Here is a 23299-nt window from a genome sequence, read left to right on the forward strand (position 1 = left end):
ATCTGGAAAAAACCTCATGAATGTAATCACCACCGATCTGCCCGGTGTTCTGATCATCGAACCCAAGGTATTTGGTGACGAGCGCGGCTTCTTCTACGAGAGTTTCAATGCCAAGGCGTTCCAGGATGCAACCGGTCTGGACACTCAATTCGTTCAGGACAACCATTCGCGCTCGCAGAAAGGCGTGCTGCGCGGCCTGCATTACCAGCTGCAAAATACCCAGGGCAAACTGGTTCGGGTGACCGCCGGCGAAGTGCTCGATGTAGCCGTGGACATCCGTCGCAGCTCGCCGCACTTCGGCAAGTGGGTTGCTGTACGCCTGTCGGCCGAGAACCACCGTCAACTGTGGGTTCCGGAAGGCTTTGCCCATGGTTTCGTGGTGCTGAGCGAGTTCGCCGAATTCCTCTACAAGACCACCAACTACTACGATCCATCGTCCGAACGCAGCATTCGCTGGGACGACCCTGCTCTGGGCATCGACTGGCAACTGGACGAAGCGCCGAAGCTGTCGGCCAAGGATCAGGTCGGGGCGCTGCTCAAGGACGCTGACGTCTTCGCCTGAGCCTAGGCATAATGCGCCTGTTCACTCAGGCGCATCCGGCTCATGAAACCTACCCTTCCCCGCAGACCCCGCTGGCGCAGCCTCGCCCTGCTGGCGCTGTGCCTGGCGCCGCTGCTGTGGCCGCTGGAGCATCTGGCCGAGCGCTATTACCGTAGTGAACTGGCCGGACAAAACCGCCAGACCCTCGACCTCTACGTCGCCAACCTGCTGGGCACCCTGCACCGTTATGAAGTGTTGCCGCAGATTCTCGGCGACCTGCCGGCCCTGCGCGCCGTGCTCGGTGCACCGGACGACGGTGTCACCCAGGGCAACGCCAATCGCCTGCTGAAAAACATCGCCGCACAGACCGGCGCCGAGGTCATGTACCTGATGGACACCAGCGGCCAGACTCTCGCGGCGTCGAACTGGGACAAACACGACAGTTTCGTCGGACGCAATTTCGCTTTCCGTCCGTATTTCAGCGAAGCGATGGCCGGACGTCTGGGGCGTTTCTTCGGCCTCGGCACCACGTCGGCTAAACGCGGTTATTTCTTCGCCGCCGCAGTGCGCAACGGCGAAAAAATCATCGGCGTGTTGGTGATCAAAGTCGATCTCGACCACACCGAAAGCCTGTGGGGCAAAACCCCGGAACAACTGTTGGTAACCGACCACAACGGCGTGGTGATTCTCACCTCGCGCCCGGAATGGCGCTTTCGTTCAACCCGCATTTTGAGCGACACCGAGCGCTCGGCAATCACCGCCATCCTGCCTTATCCGACCCGCGAGCCACGTCCGCTGAACCTCAGCGACAGCGCCTGGCTGACCCAAACCGTCGATATCGCCGAAACCGGCTGGAGCGTCAGTATTCTTGCCCCGCGCACGCTGATCGATCGTCCGGTGCGCACCGTGGTCGCAATCGGCGGCGCCACGCTGTTGGTGGTGATGCTGTTGCTGGGGCTGATGATGCAGCGCCGTCGGCATTATCTGGAACGCATCGCCTTTGAAGCCAAGGCCCGTCGTGAACTGGAAGGTCGGGTGGCCGAGCGGACCAGCGATCTGGAAGGCCTCAACCGCCGACTCAAGCAGGAAGTGCTGGAGCGCGAACAGGCCCAGCAGGAGCTGGTGCGCGCTCAGGACGATCTGGTCCAGGCCGGCAAACTCTCGGCGCTGGGTACGATGTCGGCGAGTATCAGCCACGAGCTCAACCAGCCGCTGGCGGCGATCCGCAGCTATGCGGAAAACGCCGAAGTACTGCTCGATCATCAACGCACCGACGATGCTCGCGGCAACCTCAAACTGATCAGCGAACTGACCGGGCGCATGGCCTCGATCATCGCTCACCTGCGTGCCTTCGCCCGCCGCGACCGCCATGCCCCGGAAAGCGTGGCCCTGCAACCGGCGCTGGACGATGCGCTCGCATTGCTGGCCAAACGGCGCCGCAGTATGGAAGTCGAGCTGATCCGCGATCTGCCCGCCGCCACGCTGTGGGTCGAGGCCGGGGAAACCCGTTTGCGTCAGGTGCTCGGCAATCTGCTGGCCAACGCCCTCGATGCGCTGACCGAAAAAGGCCCGCCGCGCAAACTGTGGCTGAGTGCCGAATCCACCGCCGAGGGCGTCAATCTGTACATTCGCGACAACGGTCCGGGTTTCTGCATGGAAGCCCTCGGCCGCGCCAGCGAGCCCTTCTACACCACCAAGACCCGTACTCAGGGCCTTGGTCTGGGGCTGGCCATCTGTGAAACCCTGATGCGCGCCTTCGGCGGTGAACTGTCGTTCGCCAACCACAAGCAAGGTGGCGCCTTGATCACCCTGCGGCTGCGCGCCGGTGCGCCCGGGGTCAGCCTGCAACCGTCCGAGGATCGAAGTGCATGACCATCGACAATCGCATTCAGGTGGTGTTGATCGACGACGATCCGCACCTGCGTCAGGCCCTCGGCCAGACCCTGGACCTGGCCGGGCTGAAAATCCTTCCGCTGTCCGAAGCCAAAGGTCTGGCCGGGCAACTGGAGCGTGACTGGCCCGGCGTGGTGGTCAGCGACATCCGCATGCCGGGCATGGACGGCCTGGAACTGTTAAGCGAATTGCACGCTCAGGATCCGGAGCTGCCGGTGCTGCTGATCACCGGCCACGGCGACGTGCCGTTGGCGGTGCAGGCGATGCGTGCCGGCGCCTATGACTTTCTGGAAAAACCGTTCGCCAGCGACGCGCTGCTCGACAGCGTGCGCCGCGCCCTGGCTCTGCGCCGGCTGGTGCTGGACAACCGCAGCCTGCGCCTGGCCCTGAGCGATCGCAACGAACTGAGCGCACGACTGGTCGGCCACTCGGCGCCGATGCTGCGCCTGCGCGAGCAGATCGGCGCGCTGGCGGCGACCAAGGCGGACGTGCTGATCCTCGGTGAAACCGGCGCGGGCAAAGAAGTCGTGGCCCGTGCGCTGCACGATTTGTCGAGCCGGCGCAACGGCCCGTTCGTGGCGATCAACGCCGGGGCACTGGCCGAATCGGTGGTCGAAAGCGAGCTGTTCGGGCATGAGCCGGGCGCGTTCACCGGCGCGCAGAAACGCCGGATCGGCAAGTTCGAATTCGCCAACGGCGGCACGCTGTTCCTCGATGAAATCGAAAGCATGAGCATGGACGTGCAAGTGAAACTGCTGCGCATGCTGCAAGAGCGCGTGGTCGAACGTCTGGGTGGCAATCAGTTGATCCCGCTGGACATCCGCGTCATCGCCGCGACCAAGGAAGACCTGCGTCAGGCTGCCGATCAAGGGCGTTTTCGCGCCGATTTGTATTACCGCCTGAACGTCGCACCGCTGCGTATTCCGCCACTGCGCGAACGCGGCGAAGATGCGCTGGTGCTGTTCCAGCATTACGCCGACGAAGCCAGCGCCCGACATGGCTTGCCACCGCATGAACTGCAGCCGGCGCAACGCGCCTTGCTGTTGCGCCACACCTGGCCGGGCAACGTGCGCGAACTGCAGAACGCTGCCGAGCGTTTCGCCCTCGGTCTGGAACTGGCGCTGGACAACAGTGGAAGCGAAAGCGGCGGCACCAGCGTGGAAGTCATCAGTGGTGGCCTGAGCGAGCAAGTGGAAAACTTCGAGAAGTCGTTGATTGCCGCCGAGCTGGCGCGCTCGCACAGTTCGGTGCGCAGCCTCGCCGAAGCCCTGGGTATTCCGCGCAAGACCCTGCACGACAAACTGCGCAAGCACGGCTTGAATTTCGCCGACAGTAACGCCAATGGAGACGAAGCCGAATGAGCCGCGACAGTCGCTATCTGGAGTCGGTGCTGCATCACGACATTCCCCTGACCCGCGAGATGGGCCTCAAGGTCCTCGCCTGGCACGAGCAGCAGTTGAGCCTGCACCTGCCGCTGGAGCCGAACGTCAATCACAAAAGCACCATGTTCGGCGGTAGCCTCTATTGTGGCGCGGTGCTGGCGGGCTGGGGCTGGCTGCATTTGCGCCTGAAGGAAGAAGGCATCGACGACGGGCACATCGTGATTCAGGAAGGCCAGATCAGTTATCCGCTGCCCGTGACCGATGATGCCACAGCGATTTGTCCGCCACCGGAAGCGGCGGTCTGGAAGAAGTTTCTGGCGATGTATCAGCGTTATGGGCGCGCACGGTTGACGCTCAATACGCGAATCGTCAACGCCGGCAGTGATGAGAATGCAGTGACGTTCAGCGGGCAATACGTTCTGCACCGCTGAACGTCAACAGCCCCTCACCCTAACCCTCTCCCGGAGGGAGAACGGACTGACCGAGGCGTCTTGCGTCAGGCATCGACCTGAAAGATCGGCAGCGATTATGGATTCAGTAGAACTGGCTCAAGTCGGTGAACCTCACCAGCATCCCCCAATCGGCGCCCTCTCCCTCCGGGAGAGGGCTGGGGTGAGGGGAATCGAGAATCCACCCACTTACCCCCGAGCCAGCTCCAACAGTCTTGAGCGCCACGCCGCCTTCGCCGGCAACGCCAGAAAGAACTCATTGAGCAGCGATTCCCGCGCCGGATAACAGAACGCTTCGCCCTGCAGATCCAACACTTCGCCGCCAGCACCTTCGAGCACGCCCTGCGCCGCAGCGGTATCCCATTGCGACGTCGGCGCCAGTCTTGGGTAGCAATCCGCCGCCCCTTCGGCCAACAGACAAAACTTCAACGAACTGCCGATGTTTGCCAGTTGCAACTCGCCCAAACTGGCGCTCAGACCGGCAAGCAGCCGCTCTTGCTCCGGACTCGAGTGCCGACGGCTCGCCACCACGGTGAACGCTTCACCGGGCGCGAGCACGTCACGCACCTGAATCGCCACCGGCGAACCACCTTTGTCCCCACGCCACGCGCCGAGAGCGGCACCGCCGACATAGAAGCGGCCATTGGTCGGCATCGTGACCACGCCAAACACCACCCGCCCGTTTTCGATCAGGGCGATGTTCACGGTAAATTCTTCACTGCCGCTGATGAACTCCTTGGTGCCATCCAGCGGATCCACCAGCCACCAGCGCTGCCACCCGGCGCGCACGCTCTGCGCAATGTTGGCGTCTTCCTCGGACAGAATCGGAATACTGGAGTCCAGCGCGGTCAGCCCGGCGACGATGACATGGTGCGCGGCCATGTCCGCTGCGGTCACCGGTGAATCATCGGACTTGGCGGTGACCTCCACGCCAGAGCGCCAGAACGGCAGAATCGCCTCGCCAGCCTGCAACGCCAGCTCAACCACCGGCGCCATCAACGGATGGGAAAACTTCATCGACATCTCACTCATGACTGAAAGAACCCGCGCTGCGTCAGCAGATCACGCGCCAGATACAGCGCCGCCAGGGCACGGCCTTCGGTAAACTGCGGGTTTTGCGCCAGCGCCGCCAGTTCACGCAGGTTGACCTTGTCGACGCGCATCGGCTCCGGCTCGTCGCCCTCCAGACGCTCCTCGTACAAATCGGTGGCCAACACCACCTGGATCTTCTGGCTCATGTAACCGGGCGACAGCGACAACTCGGTCAGATGTTCCAGCTGGCGCGCGCCGAAACCGGCCTCCTCCTTGAGTTCGCGCTCGGCCGCTGCCAGCACATCTTCACCCGGCTCGATCAAGCCTTTGGGCAGGGACAGTTCGTACTCGTCAGTGCCGCCGCAGTATTCCTCGACCAGCACCGCGTGTTCGCTGTCGAGCATCGCCACAATCATCACCGCGCCATAACCCGCGCCTTTGCCGACCAGACGCTCGTAAGTGCGTTCCACGCCATTGGAAAAACGCAGCTTCAGTTCTTCGACGCAAAACAGACGACTGGTGGCGACAATCTCGCGGGCGAGTACAGTGGGTTTCTGGCGCATGCAAAGCTCCTTGGCGTGAACGCGCTACTATAACGCGGCTTTCCCGATTGTTTGTGTCGGATATCTTTCTACCGCTCGAGACGTTGCCATGCCTTCTTTACCGTGGTCTGACATCGATACCGTCCTGCTGGACATGGACGGTACGTTGCTGGATCTGCACTTCGACAACCATTTCTGGCTGGAACACCTGCCGCAACGCTACGCCGAACTGCACGGGGTGAGCCGGGCCATGGCCGACATGGAGTTGCAGCCGCTGTTCGAGCGCCATGCCGGGCAACTGCAGTGGTACTGCCTGGATTTCTGGAGTGCCGAACTGAAGCTCTCGGTGCGTGAACTCAAACTGGAAACCGCGCACCTGATCGCGCTGCGTCCGGATGCAGACACCTTTCTGCAGGCGATCAAAAAAGCCGGCAAACGGGTGATCATGATCACCAACGCCCACCGCGATTCCCTCTCACTGAAACTGGAACGGATCGAACTGGCGCCGTACTTCGAGCGGCTGATCAGCTCCCACGATTACGGTTATCCCAAGGAGAACCCGCAGTTCTGGGATGCCTTGCAGGCGGATATCGATTTTGATCCGGCACGCAGTCTTTTCATCGACGATACGTTGCCGATTCTGCGTAGTGCGCGGGAGTTTGGCGTGACGCATTTGTTGGCGGTGAAAGAGCCGGACAGTCGCAAGGGGCCGAAGGACACCGCCGAGTTTGCGGCGGTTGAAGACTACCGCGATTTGATTCGGGGACTCTAGCAACATCACTGTGGCGAGGGAGCTTGCTCCCGATGGGCCGTGAAGCTGTCCCAAATGTTCACGACTGCTGCGCAGCCGAACGGGAGCAAGCTCCCTCGCCACAGCGTGGTTATTACTTCGGAATACGAAGCTTCTGGCCCGGATAGATCTTGTTCACATCCTTGAGCATCGGTTTGTTGGCGTCGAAGATTTTCTGGTACTGGTTGGCATTGCCATAAACCCGCAGAGAGATCGCACTGAGCGTGTCACCTGCCTTCACCTCGACAAATTCCGCAGCCACCACTACTGGCCCTGTCACCGTAATCTGGTCGTCAACACTGCCAATCCCGGCAATGTTGCCCAAAGTCAGAAGAATTTTTTCTTTCTCCTCCTGACTCGCGACTTCACCCTTAACCGTGACTTTGTCGCCGTCCACAGTCGCCTGAACATTTGGGTTGCCCAGACCGACCTTGTCGATATGTTCCTTCAACTGTTCGCTGGCATTGGCATTACCCGGGGTCAGCAGGTCGATCAGCTTTTCACCGGCCTCTTTCACAAAGCTCAACAGACTCATAGCGCACACTCCTTGATTGGGATTCCAGACGTCCAAGCCTAGACCACACCAGACCAACCCGGTTCCGGGCCGACCAATGACCCGGCAGCCGCTTGATCGACGCCATCTATCAATAGATCGACAGTACCGATTAGACGCGACAAGTTGCCGCGCCTAGTCTTAGCGTTGATCAATCCGTCGGTGATGTCATGAACGCCAAGCGCCCAACTTGCGCGGCGCCTGCACTCGAAACGCCCGCGCCCGCCGCCAGCCAGACCTACAGCTACAGCGATCTGCCCCTCGTGGAATCGGCCAGCACCGCGCTCGCCGAGGAAGTCGCGTTGGCGATCGCCTACAACGGCATCAGTCAGGCGGTGATGCTGGTGACGCCGACGGATCTGGAAGATTTCATCGTCGGTTTCAGCCTTGGCAGCGGCATCATCGAAGACGCCAGCGACATTTATGACCTGCAACTGACCGGCGCGGGCTCGGCGCAATACGCGCAGGTGACCATCGCCAACCGCGCGTTCTGGAACCTCAAGCAACAGCGCCGACAACTGGCCGGCACCAGCGGTTGCGGGCTGTGCGGCGTCGAGGCGGTGGAACAGGCCTTGCCTGACCTCAAAGTGTTGCCCGGCGCACCGTTGCCGCCCGCTGCCTGGCTCGACGGTCTGCGCCAGCGCATCGGGGCATTTCAGCCGCTCGGTCAGCACTGCGGCGCAGTACACGCGGCGGTGTTCATGAACGCCAGCGGTGAATTGCTGCTGGGCCGTGAAGACATCGGCCGGCACAACGCCCTCGACAAACTGATTGGCGGGCTGATCCGCCAGAAGATTTCCACAGAAGGCGGCCTGGCGATTGTCACCAGCCGTTGCAGTCTCGAATTGATCCAGAAAGTTTTACGCGCCGGCATCCAGACTCTGGTCAGCCTGTCCGCGCCCACGGGCCTTGCCGTGCAATGGGCCCGTCGCCACAACCTCAATCTCATCCACCTGCCGCAGAAGAATGCGCCGCGGGTCTACAGCCCAGCGATGGAGAATCAAGCGTGAGCCAACATCATCAAGCCGACCAGAAACCTGTCCCGCGCTACAAACCTTACAAAGGTGCAGCCGGCGGCTGGGGTGCGCTGATCAGCGTGGCCCAAGCCTGGTTGACCAGCGACAACGCGCTGAAAAACCTGCGCATGATGCTCAAGACCAACCAGAACGGCGGTTTCGACTGCCCGGGCTGCGCCTGGGGCGATTCGCCGGAAAGCGGCATGGTCAAGTTTTGCGAGAACGGCGCCAAAGCAGTGAACTGGGAAGCGACCAAGCGGCGGGTGGACGGCAAGTTCTTCGCCAAACACAGCGTCACTTCGTTGCTGGAGCAGAGCGACTATTGGCTTGAATACCAGGGCCGCCTGACCGAGCCGATGGTCTACGACGCGCAGACCGACCGCTACAAACCCATCGCCTGGGACGATGCCTTTGCAATGATCGGCAAACACCTGCAAGCGCTGTCGAGCCCGGACCAGGCCGAGTTCTACACCTCGGGCCGTGCCAGCAACGAAGCGGCGTACCTGTATCAGCTGTTCGTGCGCGCCTACGGCACCAACAACTTCCCCGACTGCTCGAACATGTGCCACGAGGCCAGCGGTGTGGCATTGGCCCAGAGTGTTGGCGTCGGCAAAGGCACCGTGACCTTCGACGACTTCGAACATGCCGACGCGATTTTCGTCTGGGGCCAGAACCCCGGCACCAACCATCCGCGGATGCTTGAACCACTGCGTGAAGCGGTGAAGCGCGGCGCGCAAGTGGTGTGTATCAACCCGCTGAAAGAGCGTGGCCTGGAACGTTTCCAGCACCCGCAGCACCCGATCGAAATGCTCACCAACGGCGACAAGCCGACCAACACCGCGTACTTCCGTCCGGCACTGGGCGGCGACATGGCGGTGCTGCGCGGCATGGCCAAGTTCCTCCTGCAGTGGGAGCGCGATGCGCAGAAGGCCGGCACGCCGGCAGTGTTCGATCATGACTTCCTCAATGCGCACAGCGCCAACGTGCTGGAGTATCTGGGCGTGGTCGATGACACGCCGTGGGAGCAGATCGTCGCGCAGTCCGGCCTGACTCTGGTGGAGATCGAGCAAGCGGCGCGCATGTACGCCAAAGGCAAGAACGTGATCATGTGCTGGGCAATGGGCATCACCCAGCATCGCCACTCGGTGCCGACCATCCAGGAAATCGCCAACCTGATGTTGCTGCGCGGCAACGTCGGCAAGCCGGGCGCCGGCCTGTGTCCGGTGCGCGGTCACAGTAACGTGCAGGGCGACCGCACCATGGGCATCAACGAGCGTCCACCGGTGGCGTTCCTCGATTCCCTTGAGCGGCGTTTCCAGTTCAAGGTGCCGCGTGACAACGGGCACAACGTGGTCGAGGCGATTCACGCCATGGCCGAGGGCCGCGCCAAGGTCTTCATCGGCCTGGGCGGCAACTTCGCCCAGGCCACGCCGGACAGCCCGCGTACCTTCGCGGCGCTGAGCAATTGCGACCTGACCGTGCAGATCAGCACCAAGCTCAACCGCAGCCACCTGGCCCACGGTAAAGACGCACTGATCCTGCCGTGCCTGGGTCGAACCGACATCGATATCCAGGCCGAAGGCCCGCAAGCGGTCACCGTGGAAGACTCGTTCAGCATGGTTCACGCGTCCAACGGCCAGTTGCAGCCGCTGTCGAACCAGATGCGCTCGGAACCGGCAATCATCGCCGGCATCGCCGCCGCCACGCTGGGCAGCAAACCGGTGGACTGGAACTGGCTGGTGGCCGATTACCGGCGCATCCGCGACCTGATCGCCGATACCATTCCGGGCTTCAAGGACTTCAACGAGAAGGTCAAGAACCCGGGCGGTTTCTACCTCGGCAACAGTGCCGGTGCACGCAAGTGGAACACCCCGTCGGGCCGGGCCAATTTCCGCGCAAACATGCTGCCCAAGGATCTGGTGCACGAGCGTACCCGCGCCACCGGGCAACTGCCGGATCTGATCCTGCAATCGATGCGCTCCCACGATCAGTACAACACCACGATCTATGGCCTCGACGACCGTTACCGTGGGGTCAAGGGCCAGCGTGATGTGTTGTTCGCCAACGAGGCCGACATCATTCGTCTGGGCTTCCGCCCGGGACAGAAGGCCGACATCGTGTCGATCTGGGACGATGGCCGTGAGCGTCGGGTGAAGGGCTTTACCTTGCTCGCGTTTGATATTCCGGCGGGGCAGGCCGCGGCTTATTACCCGGAAGTGAATCCGCTGGTGCCGCTGGAAAGCACCGGGGATGGCAGCCATACGCCGACGTCGAAGTTCATTGCGATCCGCCTGGAGGCGGCGAGTGAGACTGGGTTGATCATGGCCAAATCTGCGTAAAGCGTTGCCTGGACTGACCCCTTCGCGAGCAAGCCCGCTCCCACATTGGAATGCATTTCAAATGTGGGAGCGGGCTTGCTCGCGAAAGCGGTGGCACATTCAACAAAAATCTTTGTACCCTGCACCCTTCCAACGCCCACAAAAAAGGCCGCTTTTTCTCAAAAGCGGCCTGTCCGAAGTAGCTAAAGACCGGCGAAAATCGCTTAAGTTCCGCATACAAAACAGCAACTTGCATAATTGTATACAAGTCGTGTTATTCGTCGGATTTCGATTGTCAGCCTTGTTACACAGCCTCAGGATCGGCGCCGTCATCCCTTTGAGGCTCCTCTATGAAGTTCTCCTCGATTCTCTTGTTGTCCCTTGGCCTGGTCAGTGGCTTCGCTTCTGCCGGAGGCACCACCGAAGCAGGTGTGGGCGGCGCATTGGGCGGGGTTCTTGGCTCGGTCGTCGGTCAGTCTTTAGGCGGCAGCACAGGTTCAACCATTGGCGCAGCTCTGGGCGGCGCGGGTGGTAGCGCGGTCGGCGCCAACAAACACAGCCGTGGCGAAGCGGCCATTGGCGGTGCGTTGGGCGCAGCCGGCGGTAACGTGGTCGGCCGCAGCATGGGCGGCACCACCGGCAGCCTGATCGGCGCCGCAGCAGGTGGCGGCGCCGGTGGCGCGCTGGGCAACTACATGGGTAACCAGAGCAATGACGAGGGTCGTCATTACGATCGCGGCCGTGACGACCGTCGCTACTATCGCGACCGTCACCCTGGCCGTGGCCACGCTTATGGCCACCGCAAGCATCACCGCTACTATCGCGACTAATCCGTTGCGTTAAGCGCGAAAGCAAAAATCGCAGCCCAAGGGCTGCGATTTTTTTTGCTCTGGTTCAAACCACCAGACGCTCCAGCGCGTCACGCAATCTGCCTGGAATCGGCACCGGCTGATTGCTCGTCCGGTCCACGAATACATGGACAAAACGCCCCGCCGCACACGCCTCGCTTTCACCGACCTTGAACACCGCCAGTTCATATTGCACCGAACTGTTACCCAGCTTGCCGACCCGCAGACCGATCTCGATCAGATCCGGGAAAGCGATCGAGGCGAAATAATCGCAAGATGAACTCACGACAAAACCCACTACCTCGCCGTCGTGGATATCCAGGCCACCGACCTGAATCAGGTAAGTGTTCACGGCAGTATCGAAAAAGCTGTAGTAGGTGACGTTGTTGATGTGGCCATAAGCATCGTTGTCGTGCCAGCGGGTGGTGATCGGCTGGAAATGCGGGTAATCGGCGCGTTGCGCCATGGTGCTGGACATCGGTATCGACTCCTTGAGTTATCTGTCCAGTCTAAAGGTAAAAACCTTTGCCTCGCGCCGCCAGCTCGCCAATCAGTGGCGCCGGCCGCCATTGATCGCCCTGTCGCGTCTCCAGCGCCAGCAAGCGCTTGTGAATGTCCGCCAGCCCCTGATCGTCCGCCCAGGCCATCGGGCCGCCTCTGTCCGCCGGGAAGCCGTAGCCATTGAGGTACACCTGATCGATGTCATGCGCCGATTCGGCAATGCCTTCCTGCAGAATTTTCGCGCCCTCGTTGACCAGCGCCAGAAGGCAGCGTTCGAGGATTTCCTCGGACCCAATCTCCCGGCGCTGAAAGCCGAGGCCTTCGCTGACGCTCAATATCAGCGCATCGACCTCGGGATCATGCTCTGCCTGACGACTGCCCGGCTCATAGTGGTAATAACCGTTGCCGGACTTCTGCCCGAAACGCCCCAGTTCGCATAAACGGTTGTCGACCTGAACCTCTGGCGCATCCTGCCCCTTGCCGGCCAATTCGCGCGCGCGCCATTCCAGATCGATGCCCACGACGTCATACATGCGGAACGGTCCCATGGCGAAACCGAAGCCCTGCAAAACCGTATCGACCTGCTGTGGATAAGCGCCCTCGAGCAGCATCTTGCGCGCCTCCAGCACATACGGATGCAACATCCGGTTGCCGATAAAACCGTGGCAATTGCCCGACACCACACTGACCTTGCCCATGCGCTTGCCCAGAGTCAGTGCGGCTTCCAATACCGCCGGTGAAGTCTGCGCCCCGCGAACGATTTCCAGCAGTTTCATGATGTGCGCGGGGCTGAAGAAATGCAGACCGAGCACTTGCGATGGACGTTTTGTCGCAGCGGCAATCGCATCAATATCCAGTGCCGAGGTGTTGCTCGCCAACAACGCCTCAGGCTTGAGCAAGCCATCCAGTTCGCGAAAGATCTTCTGCTTGAGCGCGAGGTTTTCGTACACCGCTTCGATCACCAGATCGACATTACGGATTGCCGGGTAATCCGCCGCCGCGCTGATCCGGGCAAGACGTGCATCCGCTTCGACCTGATCGATCCGGCCCTGGCGCACGTTGTGTGCATAAGTCTGCGCCACGGTGCCCAGCGCCTGCTCGAGCATCTGTGGATTGTTATCGACCCACTGCACGGCGATGCCGGCATTGGCCAGGCACATGACAATACCGCGGCCCATGGTGCCCGCGCCGATCACGGCAGCTTGCTGAATATCGAAGGATGTCTGGCTCATGTTGTTCTCTTGTTGGCGATCCGAAGACAGCCTTCACCATAGTCAGGCACCGGGCGTTTTTGAAGTTTATTACCGTGATGAGCGACATCAGCGCATGGATACAGGCCGCCATGGCATCACACGCTCCCACAGGGTTTGTATTTACTCGAGCAGATAATTGTCAGCCCAACTGCGGACTTCCGCGTACGGATACTGCTCCAGCGCCGCATACCCCGAGATCGTCCGCGCCTTCAACTTGGTAAACAGCGGCACGCTGATCCCGCACAGAAAACGCGTCAGGCGCTCCGCCGTCGGCATGCTGCCGGTGTGCTGCTCATGCCTGTGGATAAAATCACCGCACAACGCCGCAAAATTTTTATCCACAAGCGCTGGCAACTCGGGAGGTGCCGGAAGCCGCGCGACATCACCGTGGCATACCGAACAGTGCCCGCAGTGCTCGGGCGCATTGTGGTCGCCGAAGTACTCGGCCAGGCGATAACCCAGGCAGCGCTCAGTGGCGAACAGTTCGAGCATGGCGTGAATCCGCGCGACTTCAGTCTGTTCATGCCGGGTGAAGTACTCGTGCAACTCGGCGCTCAGCACAGCGCTGTCGAAATCGCTGTGCAGCACGTTGTAGACCTCGGTCATCTGCTTGCTCTCAAGCTCGACCCAGCCCTTCTCCTGAAAATAATCCAGCGCCGTCACCACCCGATTGCGCTCAGCCGAATACTGCGTGTACATCGCCTCGAAATTCACCGTGGCCCAGGTACGTGCGCGGCTGGAGGTGTGAATGATGGCCGCGACAAACTCCCTGCGCTCTCCCTCGAAACGCTCAAGCAACGCTTCCGGCTCCAGCAGGTATTTGAAACGGTACTCGGCGTAATAGGCATAGCGCGGAGCAATCAGGCCGCGCAGCTCCATTTGCACCAACAACGTCTTCAGCGGCAGCGTGCGAATGTTGCTCTGATCCGCCAACGGCCCGAGCAGAAACTCCCACTGCCCTTCAGCTGCGGCAGCCTGCATTTCCTCCAGCACACAACGTATCCCCTCGCGCTCCGGGGTATCGCCGTAGACGAAATTTTCCAGCACGTTGAGGCTGTCGCGGTTGGCCAGCACCAGGCAATCCGACGGCTGTCCGTCCCGTCCGGCGCGACCGATTTCCTGACTGTAGTTCTCGATGGATTTCGGCAGGTCGAAATGCACCACGTTGCGGATATCGCTCTTGTCGATGCCCATGCCGAACGCAATGGTTGCGACTATGCAATTGGACTGCCCGGCCATGAAGCGCTTCTGAATCGCCTCGCGCTGATCGTTGGGCAACCCGGCGTGATAAGCCTCGGCCTGTATGCCGTTGCGCCCCAGATGCTCGGCGATGTGCTCGGCGGTTTTCTGCAGCGTGACGTAGACGATGCTCGGCTGGCTCGGGCGCTCACTCATCCACTCCACCAGACGTCGGCGTTTGTCCTGGCCGCGCACCGGTTCCACCAGCAGATTGAGGTTTGGGCGATAGAAACCGGTGGTCACAACATCTTCGGCAGCGATGGCGAATTTGGCTTGCATGTCGGCGATGACTTTCGGCGTCGCCGTGGCCGTCAGCAGCAGGGTTTGCGGGATATTGAACTGACGCTGGTAGTCCGGCAGCTTCAGGTAGTCGGGGCGGAAGTTGTGACCCCACTCCGAGATGCAGTGCGCCTCGTCAATCACCAGCAGCGAGATCGGCACCTGCTGCAAAAAATTGCGAAAACGCTCGTTCTTCAGGCGCTCCACCGAGATCATCAGGATCTTCAATTCACCCGAACGGGCGCGGGCCATCACATCATTGGCGTCATCGCGGCTTTGTGCCGAATCGATGCTGCCGGCACTGATGCCGTGACGCTTGAGGAATGTCAGTTGATCCTGCATCAACGCCAACAGTGGCGAGACCACCAGGGTCAGATGTGGCAGCAACAGTGCCGGTACTTGATAGCACAGCGACTTGCCAGACCCGGTGGGGAAAATCGCTGCCGCCGAGCGCCCGGCCAGTACCGCGCTGATCGCGGCTTCCTGCCCGGGTCGAAACTGTGGATAACCGAAAACCTGTTCCAGGGTGTTGTGCATGCGCTGTCACTCCGTTGACCGCTGTGATGCCAACAGCCTAGCGGGCGATCGCAGCGAGTCGAGAAAAGGCCGGGGTCAATTCAATACGGGATGATACAGCCAATAGCGCAGACAACTCGGTCCACTGCAGGAGCGAGCCTGCTCGCGAAGGGGCACAAAACAGCGATACAAATTTACCTGTTCAGGGCCGCAAAACCGCCACTCGCAGTTGCTCGTTCAACACCTGCTCATGCACGCCCTGGCTCTTGCTCGCCCACAACGCATGAGCCGGGCTGATGTCACCGGTGAAGGCCGCCGCCAATTGCCGCAGTTCCGCAACACTGCGCACGCGCGGGCAGAACGGCTGCCCGTCACAGTCAACGCTGGCGTTGCGATAGGTGCTCAGCAAACGATCCCACAGACCGTCACGCACCTGCCTGATCGACTTGAGCTGCACATGCGGCACACCCAGTCGCTGCTCCAGCCCTGCCTCGTCCAGCGCTTCACTGGCGAGCAAGGCCCTGCCGAACATCAACACCTCGGCGCGCGAGGCGGTATCGATGCCAGTCTGGCTGGAGAGCGCATCGGGCCAACCGGTGCGTTCGAGGTCGGCAAACGTCCAGCCGTTGCCGGCATCAGACGCCATGGCCAAACGGCAACCACTGGCCCATAGCAATAAAATCGAGGCCATACGTAGCCACTGCATACTCAATTCCCTTTAAGCGCGTATCGGACGTTTGGAAACGTCCTACAGATTCTGGCGCGCACCATACATAGATCTGCCAAGAAACGCCTGTGAATCCTGTGGGAAATTTCTGCGCTAGGGGTTTCACCCCGAAAAAACCGCAAAACCTTGTAGGGCATATGCCCGGCCCTCGGAAAATCCCCTACGAACGGCGTCCATTGCGGCGCTCTTGTGAGTGCTCGCCACGCACTTCTATAGTGGCCGGCGCGACTGACCACTGAATCAGCCCCGCCCGAGTGCCTTTGTAAAGGACAAGCCTCACCATGATTACCCGCTATCGCCCTTTGAAGACTTGCTACAACGAAAATCCCGTATTGGTCATCGATACTCACTCCAGCCATCGCGATCTGCTTGATGCCGCTGACCAGCGACTGCGTGCCGCCAGCGACCTGCTGGAAACCCTTTACTGTTTATGTTTCAAACAGGCCGACGTGAAAGATATACCTAACATCGTCAATGCTCTTTATTTACTAGTGCAGGATGGCTGTGACTTGCTCGAAGTAGCAAAACATAAACCCCAACAACCAGACCGACACTGAAAACAACTAAAATCCAGAAACAACAGAATGCTTTAATAAACAGCTATAAAAGACCTAAGTTGTTGGCTCTTACTTTAACCGAGAGCAACACAATGACTGTTTTAACTATATTTTTTTGCGGAACTGGTTCCAATAAATTCGACGTCACCCACGAAAACTTCTGGAACGGCGAACTGATTTCCACCTTGGCTGCCAATCATACGGGTTACGAGTTTGCCGAGTGGATCGTGGTCGATGGCCCCGGCAGCGGCAACCTGCAGGCCGACGATCTATTTACCAAGACCAAGGAATACGGCATGAGCGGCACCTTGTTCGGCAAGGGCTGGGAAGAAAACGTGTTGCATGCGCTCAATATCATCAAGGGCAAATGCGACTGGCAACGCGAGCAACTGACTGAAGCCGAATACAATCGCCTGAAAGCTGCCGGCATTCCGATCGAAGATGTAAAAGTCGAGGGCTCCTGGTTCTGGCGCAAATATAATTACGGTAATCGCAGCATTACCCAGCAGCAATTACAGGAAGGAATCATCAAAACCCACCGCAAGGATGGTGTTATTCCGACTCAAGTCAATCTCGTCGGTTGGAGCCGGGGCGGCATCAGTTGCCATATGTTGGCCAATGCAATGTTCAAGGACAGTCTGCTGAAAAACATCCCGGTCAATATCTTCGCTCTTGATCCCGTGCCAGGCATTGGTAACTTTCAGGAAGAGCGCGTCAAACTCGCGGGCAATGTCAAAGAGTATGTAGCGTTCTATGCTCGTGACGAACGCTCCAAAGGTTTCAGCTGCGTCATCCCACAGACCGCTACCGGCACTAAAACCTACATCTATCCTATGGCTGGCCGCCACGCCACCATGGCCGGCAATGCCACCAGCAGCGGCGGCGTCCCGACCGGTGCCAGTGATCTGAAAGCGCTGTCCGAGCCCGGACGCATCGTGCGCCACCTCGCCGAAACCTGCCTCAAACGCTGGGGCGTGCAACTGCAAAAAACGTTGAATCTGACCCAGGCCGATCTGGAAAACCTCACCAACGGCATCGCACGCGACGAAGCCAAATACACACTGATGCACAAACATTCCTACACCTACTTCACCGAGCTGGACCAAGGCGAGCGCTACGTTTCGCTGGGCAGCAAAGGTGTACCGTTCACCAGCGTGAAGGGCGAGATCTACAAGCCGGCAACCGGCCTGGCAACCAGCTTGCTGGATATTTCGGCGTATCAGCATTTACGTTGAAAAACGAAGAAAGATCGGTAGGAACGCCCGATGAGATCTTCATCCCGTTCCTACACGCCAAGACTCTTTGTCGCCTATCGCGGCTTGAGATCACAAATCTATAGTCGTGACTGTCGCTGGCAAATCAGCGGCTCGGGCTTGGTCACCCGGTGGGACACATAAATGCGTCCGTTGTATGCTGCCGGCAATTCAAATGTCTGCACGCTTAATGGTGGCTGTGTTTGGGACGCCTTTGAGCGTGCCGGACTTGTGTGTTCCTTCGGTTGACCAACCCGAACACAGTTCGCCTCCCATCGCTTGGTCACGGTGGGATGAATCCTCACGACATTTGGAATACACACTATGAAAGCATGGACCCCGTTTCCCCTCGATCGCTACCGCTCACTCGAATCCAACCTCACCGACACCAAGCCCCTGATCATCGACACAACGGCCAACCCGCAAGACATCCTCGAATGCGCCGTCCAACGCCTGCGCGCCTCCAGCGACCTGCTGAAAACCCTCTACTGCCTCAGCTTCAAACAAGCCGACGTCGAAGACATCCCACACATCACCCACGCCCTCTATCTGCTGACGCAGGATGGCTGTGACCTGCTGCAGGTCGCGCAGCAGCAGATGCTCGGCTGGAAAGCTCCAGTCTGAGGTTGAGTGATCAGATCGTTCCCATGTTCGACATGAGAACGATCACTTACCAGTCATCTACTCAAATCACTTCAGCATTGCTGAAAAGTAAGCCAATGGCGTACATTTACGATGATTTTTATTGAGACTCGGATCTTTACCCGTCGAGTAAAAGAGCTGCTGGATGATGACACGTACGCCGCTTTTCAGAAGCAACTGGTTGTAAGCCCTTCGATTGGCGATGTAATTGAAGGCACAGGCGGGATTCGCAAAACCCGAATTGCAGCGAAAGGACACGGCAAGCGAGGCGGAGCACGTGTTATTTACTACCACTTCGTTTCGGCGTCACAAATCGGGTTATTGATGATCTACCCTAAAAATGAACAACACGATCTGTCCAGCGATGAGCGTAAAGCACTCAAGGTCTTGATCGAAAAATGGAGATGACCATGAGCAAATTTTTTGATGAGCTGATGGAAAGTGTGCAAGAGATGGACGAGATCGTACGAGGCGAGCGCACACCTTCTCGCGAATTCCACGTTGATGCATTGCAGGTCAAAGAAATTCGTAAAGCTACCGGTTTGACCCAGACCAAATTTGCGGCACTGATCGACGTCCAACTCGGCACTCTACGAAATTGGGAACAGGGCCGTCGCGAGCCAACCGGGCCGGCAAAAGCTTTGCTCAAGGCCATTCATAACGACCCGGTTCATGTTTTGAATGCATTGGCTCATTGAGAAAATGAACACCCACAAAAAAGCCGCCCCTAAGAGGCGGCTTTTTTATTCACCAGAACTAAGCCTTACAACTTGGGACCCGCAGCCTTGATCGCGTCGCTCACTTCGAACTTCTTGAAGTTCTCGATGAACAGACCGGCCAGCGCCTTGGCAGCTTCGTCGTAGGCAGCCTTGTCAGCCCAGGTGTTGCGTGGGTTGAGCAGGTTGGTTTCAACGCCCGGTACGGCCAGTGGCACGTCGAGGTTGATGGTGTCCAGGTGCTCGGTGGCGGCACCGATCAGCACGCCGCTCTGGATCGCTGCGATCACCGCACGGGTGGTCGGGATGTTGAAGCGTTTGCCGACGCCGTAGCCACCGCCGGTCCAGCCGGTGTTGACCAGGTAGACCTTGGAGCCGAAGCCACGGATGCGCTTGATCAGCAGTTCTGCGTATTCGCCAGCCGGGCGCGGGAAGAACGGTGCGCCGAAGCAGGTGGAGAAGGTCGACTTGATGCCGCTGCCCGAACCCATTTCAGTCGAGCCCACCAGCGCGGTGTAGCCGGACAGGAAGTGATAGGCCGCTTGTTCTTCATTGAGGATCGACACTGGCGGCAGCACGCCGGTCAGGTCGCAGGTCAGGAAGATCACCGCGTTTGGCTCGCCGCCCAGGTTCTTCTCGGAACGCTTGGCAACGTGCTCCAGCGGGTAGGCCGCGCGGCTGTTCTGGGTCAGGCTGACATCGGCGTAGTCGGCATGCTTGGCGTCGTCGATGACCACGTTTTCCAGGACTGCGCCGTGCTTGATGGCTTTCCAGATGACCGGCTCGTTCTTCTCGGACAGGTCGATGCACTTGGCATAGCAGCCGCCTTCGATGTTGAAGACAACGCCTTCGCCCCAGCCGTGTTCGTCGTCACCGATCAGGTAACGGCTCTCGTCGGCGGACAGGGTGGTTTTACCGGTGCCCGACAGACCGAAGAACAGGGTCACGTCGCCTTCTTCGCCGATGTTGGCAGCGCAGTGCATTGGCAGCACGTCAGCGGCCGGCAGCAGGAAGTTCTGCACGGAGAACATGGCTTTCTTCATTTCACCGGCGTAACGCATACCGGCGATCAGCACTTTCTTCTGCGCGAAGTTGATGATCACGCAACCGTCGGAGTTGGTGCCGTCACGCTCAGGCACGCACTCGAAGTTGGCCACGTTGAGCACTTGCCACTCATCACGACCGGCCGGGTTGTACTGGGCCGGGTTGATGAACAGGCAACGACCGAACAGGTTCTGCCAGGCAGTCTGGGTGGTCATTTTCACGGCCAGGTAGTGATCTTCAGCCGCACCTACATGCACGTGGGAAACAAAGTGCTCTTGCGCGTTGTTGAACGCCTCGACACGAGCCCACAGCGCGTCGAACTTGTCGGCCGGGAACTTGCGGTTGATCGGGCCCCAGGCGATAGCGGCCTGGGTGGAAGGCTCTTCAACGATGAAACGATCGACTGGCGAACGGCCGGTGCGATGACCGGTGCGGACTACCAGAGCGCCGGTATCGGCAAGCTCGCCCTCACCGCGTTGCAGGGCTTCTTTAACCAGATCATCAACACTCAGATCGGTGTACACGGCGTTATTGGCTTGCGTCATGAGGTTCCCCGTCGGCCAGTGGCCGAGTGTGCTCCAAACGTTTTGTAGTAGAAAGTCGTGCACTACTACCGCGAAAAAAGTGGGCCGGATTATGCCAGAAAAGCCCAAAAAGAGTAGGGTCCTCCCGTCGTAACGGCGAAATTCCGTCGTTACGCAGTGAATTTACCTGCGCTGAACCGTTTTAGTGCCGGGTATCTGACGGCGTGTCGACGCCTGCGCCAGCGAACAATTGAGCAATATCGGCCGCATCGAACAGGTAACGCTGGTTGCAGAACTGGCAATCGATCTCGACTTCGCCGCCGCGTTCAGCCACCAGTGCCTGCGCATCTTCCAGACCCAGACTGACCAGCGCATTGCCCGAGCGTTCCCGCGAGCAGCTGCAACGGAAGCGCAGGTTCTGCACATCGAACAGGCGCACCTGCTCTTCGTGGTAGAGGCGATGCAGCACGGTTTCGTTGTCCAGGCTGAGCAATTCATCGGCGGTCAGGGTGCTGGCCAGGGCGGTGATGTGCTGCCAGCTTTCGGCGCGCTCTTCTTCGTCTTTCAGGCGGTCGGCCGGCAGTTGCTGCAGTAGCATTCCGCGAGCACGGCGGCCGTCGGCGAACAGCTTGAAGCGGGTGCCGACCTGTTGCGACATGACGAAATAATTGGTGAAGCACTCGGACAGGGTTTCACCATCGAGGTCGACGATACCCTGGTAACGCTGGCCGATCGTCGGGTCGACGGTCAGGGTCAGGTCACCGCCCGGCATCAGGTCGGCAAGCGTGGCATCCGCAGCGATCTGCTCGGCGTTGTATCGCGCCAGACCACGGATCTCGCGCTCGCTGGAGCATTCGATCATCAGCAGCGGAATCGGCCCTTCGGAGCGTGCCTGCAAAATCAGCAAGCCGTCGAACTTCAGGGTGCCCACCAGCAACGAAGCGGCCGCCATCAGTTCGCCCAGCAACTGCGCGACCGGCTCCGGGTACGGGTGCTTGGCGAGGACTTCGGCGTAGCTGCGTTCCAGCGCCACCAGTTCGCCGCGAGTGTCGCTGTCATCGAAGATGAAGCGTTGGGTGTAGTCGGTATCCGGTAGGTCGGTCATAGGTCTGGGTATCTGAATTGATGACAAAAAGGTTACAAAAGATGAAAATCCCGCGCTTTCTTCGCACCTGTTTGGTGCAAAACGTTCAGCCACGGGAGGCATTTTATGAACAATCCGGGTTTGTTCCAATCAAGGTGGAACCTCGGCCGGCTGGTTCTGTGCAACGTCGTGCCATTAGCGCTACTGGCTTTCTGGTTATGGCCTACGGGCCAGATGCTGTGTGTGATTTTCGACGAGTGGCTGTTCCGCTCACTCAATGCACCACTGGCCAGCAACCCCATATGGCTCCACATCTGGGCAATTGCAAGTCTGCGTCCGTTCGACATCGTCGTCGGTCTGATCCTGCTGACGCTGCTGATCAAGGGCGACTGGGTGTTCAAGGCGATTGATGTACGTCGCGCCTTCTTCGGTTTTTTCTCGATTCTGCTGCTGATGGTGGTGATTCGCGCGCTGTTTTCCAAATTCGCCGACTACATGGACTGGCAGCACAGCAGCCCATCGATGGTGCTGGAAGGCGCGGTGCACCTGAGCGACTATTTCCCGCATCTGGAAAAAGCCTGGGAGCTGAAGGATCGCTCGAGCCAGAGCTTCCCTGGTGACCACGCTTCGGTGTTGCTGATCTGGGCGCTGTACATGGGCGTGTTTAGCCGCTCAGTCGGCCAGTTCCTGACAGTCTGGGGCCTGGCGTTACTGTTCATGCTGCCACGTCTGGTGGCCGGCGCGCATTGGGGCCAAGACGATTACATCGGCGGCATGCTGCTGGCGGTGTGGGCGTTGGGCTGGGGTTACTACACGCCGTTTGCCTATCACGCCGCCAACTTCTGGCTGAAGGTGACTGCGCCGATTTTCGCTTTGCTGGGCAAACTGCCGCTGGTTTCGCGGATGAGTGTGGTGTCTGCCGCGAACTGACAGTTTGCACACACCTGTGGTGAGGGAGCTTGCTCCCGCTTGGCTGCGTAGCAGTCACTGAACCAGTCGACTCGGTTGTACTTTGAAATACATGATCGACTGGATTGGGAGTCCTTCGGCCTCCAGCGGGAGCAAGCTTCCTCGCCACAATGGTGCGCCGTGCCGGTCAATCGCTATTACTGTTCCCACGAAATTTAAACAGATCCCGCCGCTGCTTCTTGCTCGGTTTGCCGTCGGTACTCACACCTAACGCCCCGGCCTTGCGCATCGCCGCTGCCGCTTCACGTTTGGCAATACTCGCCTCGGTCTCGGTATACAGCGTCTGCGCTTCGGGCGCGCCGCGACGCACGATCGACAAGGCTTCGACCCTCACTGTGCGCTCTTCAAAACCGGTACGAATCTCGAACTCATCGCCAATGCGTGGCTCTTTGCCAGGCTTGCAGCGGTCGCCTCGGCAATGCACCTTGCCACTCTCGATGGCCGCTTTGGCCAGAGCCCGGGTCTTATAAAAACGTGCAGCCCACAACCACTTGTCGAGACGGACCTTGTCGTCCTCTTCGCTTTTTTGTGCCATGGAATTTCCTCATTCTGAAATATTGATGAACTGTACTACCGTTTCTGTCGTGCCATGAATGACCCCGTCCCGGATTACAATGCACACCAGCCGACA

24 protein-coding genes are annotated in these 23299 nt (G+C 59.6%); 14 read left to right on the forward strand and 10 right to left on the reverse strand.

The window, feature by feature from the left end; translation table 11 throughout:
* The first annotated feature begins 16 nt into the window (after nucleotides 1-16).
* Genes rfbC through J1G18_RS24315 form a run of 4 tightly spaced genes read left to right on the forward strand, consistent with a single transcriptional unit; the run spans nucleotide 17 to nucleotide 4247 of the window.
* Nucleotides 17-562, forward strand: a complete 546-nt coding sequence (rfbC, locus tag J1G18_RS24300; RefSeq protein WP_103368291.1) for a dTDP-4-dehydrorhamnose 3,5-epimerase — start codon at nucleotides 17-19, stop codon at nucleotides 560-562.
* A 42-nt stretch (nucleotides 563-604) separates the two neighbouring features.
* A complete protein-coding gene (locus J1G18_RS24305) occupies nucleotides 605-2413 on the forward strand; it encodes an ATP-binding protein (protein WP_027611227.1) in 1809 nt (602 codons plus the stop codon).
* Entirely contained in the window at nucleotides 2410-3795 is a 1386-nt protein-coding gene (locus J1G18_RS24310; RefSeq protein WP_098966712.1) for a sigma-54-dependent transcriptional regulator, read from the forward strand. Before J1G18_RS24305 ends, J1G18_RS24310 begins: the two co-directional genes overlap by 4 nt.
* The gene (locus tag J1G18_RS24315; protein WP_134785197.1) at nucleotides 3792-4247 is read left to right on the forward strand and encodes a YiiD C-terminal domain-containing protein; all 456 of its coding nucleotides are present in this window, start codon (nucleotides 3792-3794) and stop codon (nucleotides 4245-4247) included. Before J1G18_RS24310 ends, J1G18_RS24315 begins: the two co-directional genes overlap by 4 nt.
* A gap of 207 nt (nucleotides 4248-4454) precedes the next feature.
* Here J1G18_RS24315 and cysQ read toward each other — a convergent pair whose 3' ends face one another.
* Together cysQ and nudE are read right to left on the reverse strand one after the other, a co-directional pair.
* Nucleotides 4455-5288, reverse strand: a complete 834-nt coding sequence (gene cysQ, locus J1G18_RS24320) for a 3'(2'),5'-bisphosphate nucleotidase CysQ (RefSeq protein WP_223008853.1) — start codon at nucleotides 5286-5288, stop codon at nucleotides 4455-4457.
* Between the two features lie 5 nt (nucleotides 5289-5293).
* A complete protein-coding gene (gene nudE / locus J1G18_RS24325; protein WP_047600934.1) occupies nucleotides 5294-5860 on the reverse strand; it encodes an ADP compounds hydrolase NudE in 567 nt (188 codons plus the stop codon).
* A gap of 88 nt (nucleotides 5861-5948) precedes the next feature.
* Here nudE and yrfG point away from each other — a divergent pair, with 88 nt between their 5' ends.
* Complete coding sequence (gene yrfG, locus J1G18_RS24330) at nucleotides 5949-6611, forward strand: GMP/IMP nucleotidase (RefSeq protein WP_135294752.1); 663 nt, start codon at nucleotides 5949-5951, stop codon at nucleotides 6609-6611.
* A 112-nt stretch (nucleotides 6612-6723) separates the two neighbouring features.
* Here yrfG and lysM read toward each other — a convergent pair whose 3' ends face one another.
* Entirely contained in the window at nucleotides 6724-7164 is a 441-nt protein-coding gene (gene lysM / locus J1G18_RS24335) for a peptidoglycan-binding protein LysM (RefSeq protein WP_098966705.1), read from the reverse strand.
* 188 nt (nucleotides 7165-7352) lie between these two features.
* Between lysM and fdhD the strand changes: the two genes are divergently transcribed.
* The 3 genes from fdhD (at nucleotide 7353) to J1G18_RS24350 (ending at nucleotide 11346) form a co-directional block, all read left to right on the forward strand.
* Nucleotides 7353-8192 (forward strand): formate dehydrogenase accessory sulfurtransferase FdhD, encoded by an 840-nt coding sequence (gene fdhD / locus J1G18_RS24340; protein WP_047600939.1) that lies wholly within the window; start codon nucleotides 7353-7355, stop codon nucleotides 8190-8192.
* Nucleotides 8189-10537, forward strand: coding sequence for an FdhF/YdeP family oxidoreductase (locus J1G18_RS24345; RefSeq protein WP_223008827.1), 2349 nt, complete (start codon nucleotides 8189-8191; stop codon nucleotides 10535-10537). The genes fdhD and J1G18_RS24345 overlap by 4 nt, the downstream gene beginning before the upstream one ends.
* Nucleotides 10538-10866: 329 nt before the next feature.
* Nucleotides 10867-11346, forward strand: a complete 480-nt coding sequence (locus tag J1G18_RS24350) for a glycine zipper domain-containing protein (RefSeq protein WP_027611218.1) — start codon at nucleotides 10867-10869, stop codon at nucleotides 11344-11346.
* Nucleotides 11347-11410: 64 nt separating this feature from the next.
* Here the strand turns inward: J1G18_RS24350 and J1G18_RS24355 are convergent, their stop codons facing one another.
* The 4 genes from J1G18_RS24355 to J1G18_RS24370 all read right to left on the reverse strand — a co-directional run bounded on the left by J1G18_RS24355 (nucleotide 11411) and on the right by J1G18_RS24370 (nucleotide 15858).
* Complete coding sequence (locus tag J1G18_RS24355) at nucleotides 11411-11842, reverse strand: acyl-CoA thioesterase (RefSeq protein ID WP_097086913.1); 432 nt, start codon at nucleotides 11840-11842, stop codon at nucleotides 11411-11413.
* A gap of 31 nt (nucleotides 11843-11873) precedes the next feature.
* A complete protein-coding gene (locus J1G18_RS24360) occupies nucleotides 11874-13097 on the reverse strand; it encodes a 3-hydroxyacyl-CoA dehydrogenase (protein WP_223008829.1) in 1224 nt (407 codons plus the stop codon).
* Nucleotides 13098-13238: 141 nt separating this feature from the next.
* Nucleotides 13239-15173, reverse strand: coding sequence for an ATP-dependent DNA helicase RecQ (locus tag J1G18_RS24365; protein WP_223008831.1), 1935 nt, complete (start codon nucleotides 15171-15173; stop codon nucleotides 13239-13241).
* Nucleotides 15174-15354: 181 nt separating this feature from the next.
* On the reverse strand, nucleotides 15355-15858 hold the full coding sequence (locus J1G18_RS24370) for a polysaccharide deacetylase (protein WP_096796723.1): 504 nt from the start codon (nucleotides 15856-15858) through the stop codon (nucleotides 15355-15357).
* Nucleotides 15859-16160: 302 nt separating this feature from the next.
* Between J1G18_RS24370 and J1G18_RS24375 the strand changes: the two genes are divergently transcribed.
* From J1G18_RS24375 to nadS, 5 genes are all read left to right on the forward strand, one after another.
* Nucleotides 16161-16436, forward strand: coding sequence for a hypothetical protein (locus tag J1G18_RS24375; RefSeq protein ID WP_098966695.1), 276 nt, complete (start codon nucleotides 16161-16163; stop codon nucleotides 16434-16436).
* A gap of 92 nt (nucleotides 16437-16528) precedes the next feature.
* Nucleotides 16529-17671, forward strand: a complete 1143-nt coding sequence (locus J1G18_RS24380; RefSeq protein ID WP_223008833.1) for a hypothetical protein — start codon at nucleotides 16529-16531, stop codon at nucleotides 17669-17671.
* A gap of 342 nt (nucleotides 17672-18013) precedes the next feature.
* On the forward strand, nucleotides 18014-18313 hold the full coding sequence (locus tag J1G18_RS24385) for a hypothetical protein (RefSeq protein ID WP_223008835.1): 300 nt from the start codon (nucleotides 18014-18016) through the stop codon (nucleotides 18311-18313).
* A 111-nt stretch (nucleotides 18314-18424) separates the two neighbouring features.
* The gene (locus J1G18_RS24390; protein ID WP_011331970.1) at nucleotides 18425-18739 is read left to right on the forward strand and encodes a type II toxin-antitoxin system RelE/ParE family toxin; all 315 of its coding nucleotides are present in this window, start codon (nucleotides 18425-18427) and stop codon (nucleotides 18737-18739) included.
* A 2-nt stretch (nucleotides 18740-18741) separates the two neighbouring features.
* A complete protein-coding gene (gene nadS / locus J1G18_RS24395) occupies nucleotides 18742-19029 on the forward strand; it encodes a NadS family protein (RefSeq protein ID WP_098966690.1) in 288 nt (95 codons plus the stop codon).
* A gap of 65 nt (nucleotides 19030-19094) precedes the next feature.
* On the opposite strand, the gene J1G18_RS24400 is transcribed toward nadS, so the two are convergent.
* Nucleotides 19095-20636, reverse strand: a complete 1542-nt coding sequence (locus tag J1G18_RS24400) for a phosphoenolpyruvate carboxykinase (protein ID WP_223008837.1) — start codon at nucleotides 20634-20636, stop codon at nucleotides 19095-19097.
* Between the two features lie 181 nt (nucleotides 20637-20817).
* Entirely contained in the window at nucleotides 20818-21720 is a 903-nt protein-coding gene (gene hslO / locus J1G18_RS24405; RefSeq protein WP_098966688.1) for an Hsp33 family molecular chaperone HslO, read from the reverse strand.
* Between the two features lie 105 nt (nucleotides 21721-21825).
* Between hslO and J1G18_RS24410 the strand changes: the two genes are divergently transcribed.
* Nucleotides 21826-22629, forward strand: a complete 804-nt coding sequence (locus J1G18_RS24410; protein ID WP_223008839.1) for a phosphatase PAP2 family protein — start codon at nucleotides 21826-21828, stop codon at nucleotides 22627-22629.
* Nucleotides 22630-22795: 166 nt separating this feature from the next.
* Here J1G18_RS24410 and J1G18_RS24415 read toward each other — a convergent pair whose 3' ends face one another.
* The gene (locus J1G18_RS24415) at nucleotides 22796-23203 is read right to left on the reverse strand and encodes an RNA-binding S4 domain-containing protein (protein WP_098966686.1); all 408 of its coding nucleotides are present in this window, start codon (nucleotides 23201-23203) and stop codon (nucleotides 22796-22798) included.
* Between the last annotated feature and the right edge of the window lie 96 nt (nucleotides 23204-23299).

The organism is Pseudomonas sp. MIS38, from assembly GCF_019891575.1.
Taxonomy (GTDB): Bacteria; Pseudomonadota; Gammaproteobacteria; order Pseudomonadales; family Pseudomonadaceae; genus Aquipseudomonas; species Aquipseudomonas putida_A.

Bases quoted from the DNA above. Each gene is read 5' to 3' on its own strand.
- rfbC (WP_103368291.1), top strand. From the start codon at position 17: ATGAATGTAATCACCACCGATCTGCCCGGTGTTCTGATCATCGAACCC.
- J1G18_RS24305 (WP_027611227.1), top strand. From the start codon at position 605: ATGAAACCTACCCTTCCCCGCAGACCCCGCTGGCGCAGCCTCGCCCTG.
- J1G18_RS24310 (WP_098966712.1), top strand. From the start codon at position 2,410: ATGACCATCGACAATCGCATTCAGGTGGTGTTGATCGACGACGATCCG.
- J1G18_RS24315 (WP_134785197.1), top strand. From the start codon at position 3,792: ATGAGCCGCGACAGTCGCTATCTGGAGTCGGTGCTGCATCACGACATT.
- cysQ (WP_223008853.1), bottom strand. From the start codon at position 5,288: ATGTCGATGAAGTTTTCCCATCCGTTGATGGCGCCGGTGGTTGAGCTG.
- nudE (WP_047600934.1), bottom strand. From the start codon at position 5,860: ATGCGCCAGAAACCCACTGTACTCGCCCGCGAGATTGTCGCCACCAGT.
- yrfG (WP_135294752.1), top strand. From the start codon at position 5,949: ATGCCTTCTTTACCGTGGTCTGACATCGATACCGTCCTGCTGGACATG.
- lysM (WP_098966705.1), bottom strand. From the start codon at position 7,164: ATGAGTCTGTTGAGCTTTGTGAAAGAGGCCGGTGAAAAGCTGATCGAC.
- fdhD (WP_047600939.1), top strand. From the start codon at position 7,353: ATGAACGCCAAGCGCCCAACTTGCGCGGCGCCTGCACTCGAAACGCCC.
- J1G18_RS24350 (WP_027611218.1), top strand. From the start codon at position 10,867: ATGAAGTTCTCCTCGATTCTCTTGTTGTCCCTTGGCCTGGTCAGTGGC.
- J1G18_RS24355 (WP_097086913.1), bottom strand. From the start codon at position 11,842: ATGTCCAGCACCATGGCGCAACGCGCCGATTACCCGCATTTCCAGCCG.
- J1G18_RS24360 (WP_223008829.1), bottom strand. From the start codon at position 13,097: ATGAGCCAGACATCCTTCGATATTCAGCAAGCTGCCGTGATCGGCGCG.
- J1G18_RS24365 (WP_223008831.1), bottom strand. From the start codon at position 15,173: ATGCACAACACCCTGGAACAGGTTTTCGGTTATCCACAGTTTCGACCC.
- J1G18_RS24370 (WP_096796723.1), bottom strand. From the start codon at position 15,858: ATGCAGTGGCTACGTATGGCCTCGATTTTATTGCTATGGGCCAGTGGT.
- J1G18_RS24375 (WP_098966695.1), top strand. From the start codon at position 16,161: ATGATTACCCGCTATCGCCCTTTGAAGACTTGCTACAACGAAAATCCC.
- J1G18_RS24380 (WP_223008833.1), top strand. From the start codon at position 16,529: ATGACTGTTTTAACTATATTTTTTTGCGGAACTGGTTCCAATAAATTC.
- J1G18_RS24385 (WP_223008835.1), top strand. From the start codon at position 18,014: ATGAAAGCATGGACCCCGTTTCCCCTCGATCGCTACCGCTCACTCGAA.
- J1G18_RS24390 (WP_011331970.1), top strand. From the start codon at position 18,425: ATGATTTTTATTGAGACTCGGATCTTTACCCGTCGAGTAAAAGAGCTG.
- nadS (WP_098966690.1), top strand. From the start codon at position 18,742: ATGAGCAAATTTTTTGATGAGCTGATGGAAAGTGTGCAAGAGATGGAC.
- J1G18_RS24400 (WP_223008837.1), bottom strand. From the start codon at position 20,636: ATGACGCAAGCCAATAACGCCGTGTACACCGATCTGAGTGTTGATGAT.
- hslO (WP_098966688.1), bottom strand. From the start codon at position 21,720: ATGACCGACCTACCGGATACCGACTACACCCAACGCTTCATCTTCGAT.
- J1G18_RS24410 (WP_223008839.1), top strand. From the start codon at position 21,826: ATGAACAATCCGGGTTTGTTCCAATCAAGGTGGAACCTCGGCCGGCTG.
- J1G18_RS24415 (WP_098966686.1), bottom strand. From the start codon at position 23,203: ATGGCACAAAAAAGCGAAGAGGACGACAAGGTCCGTCTCGACAAGTGG.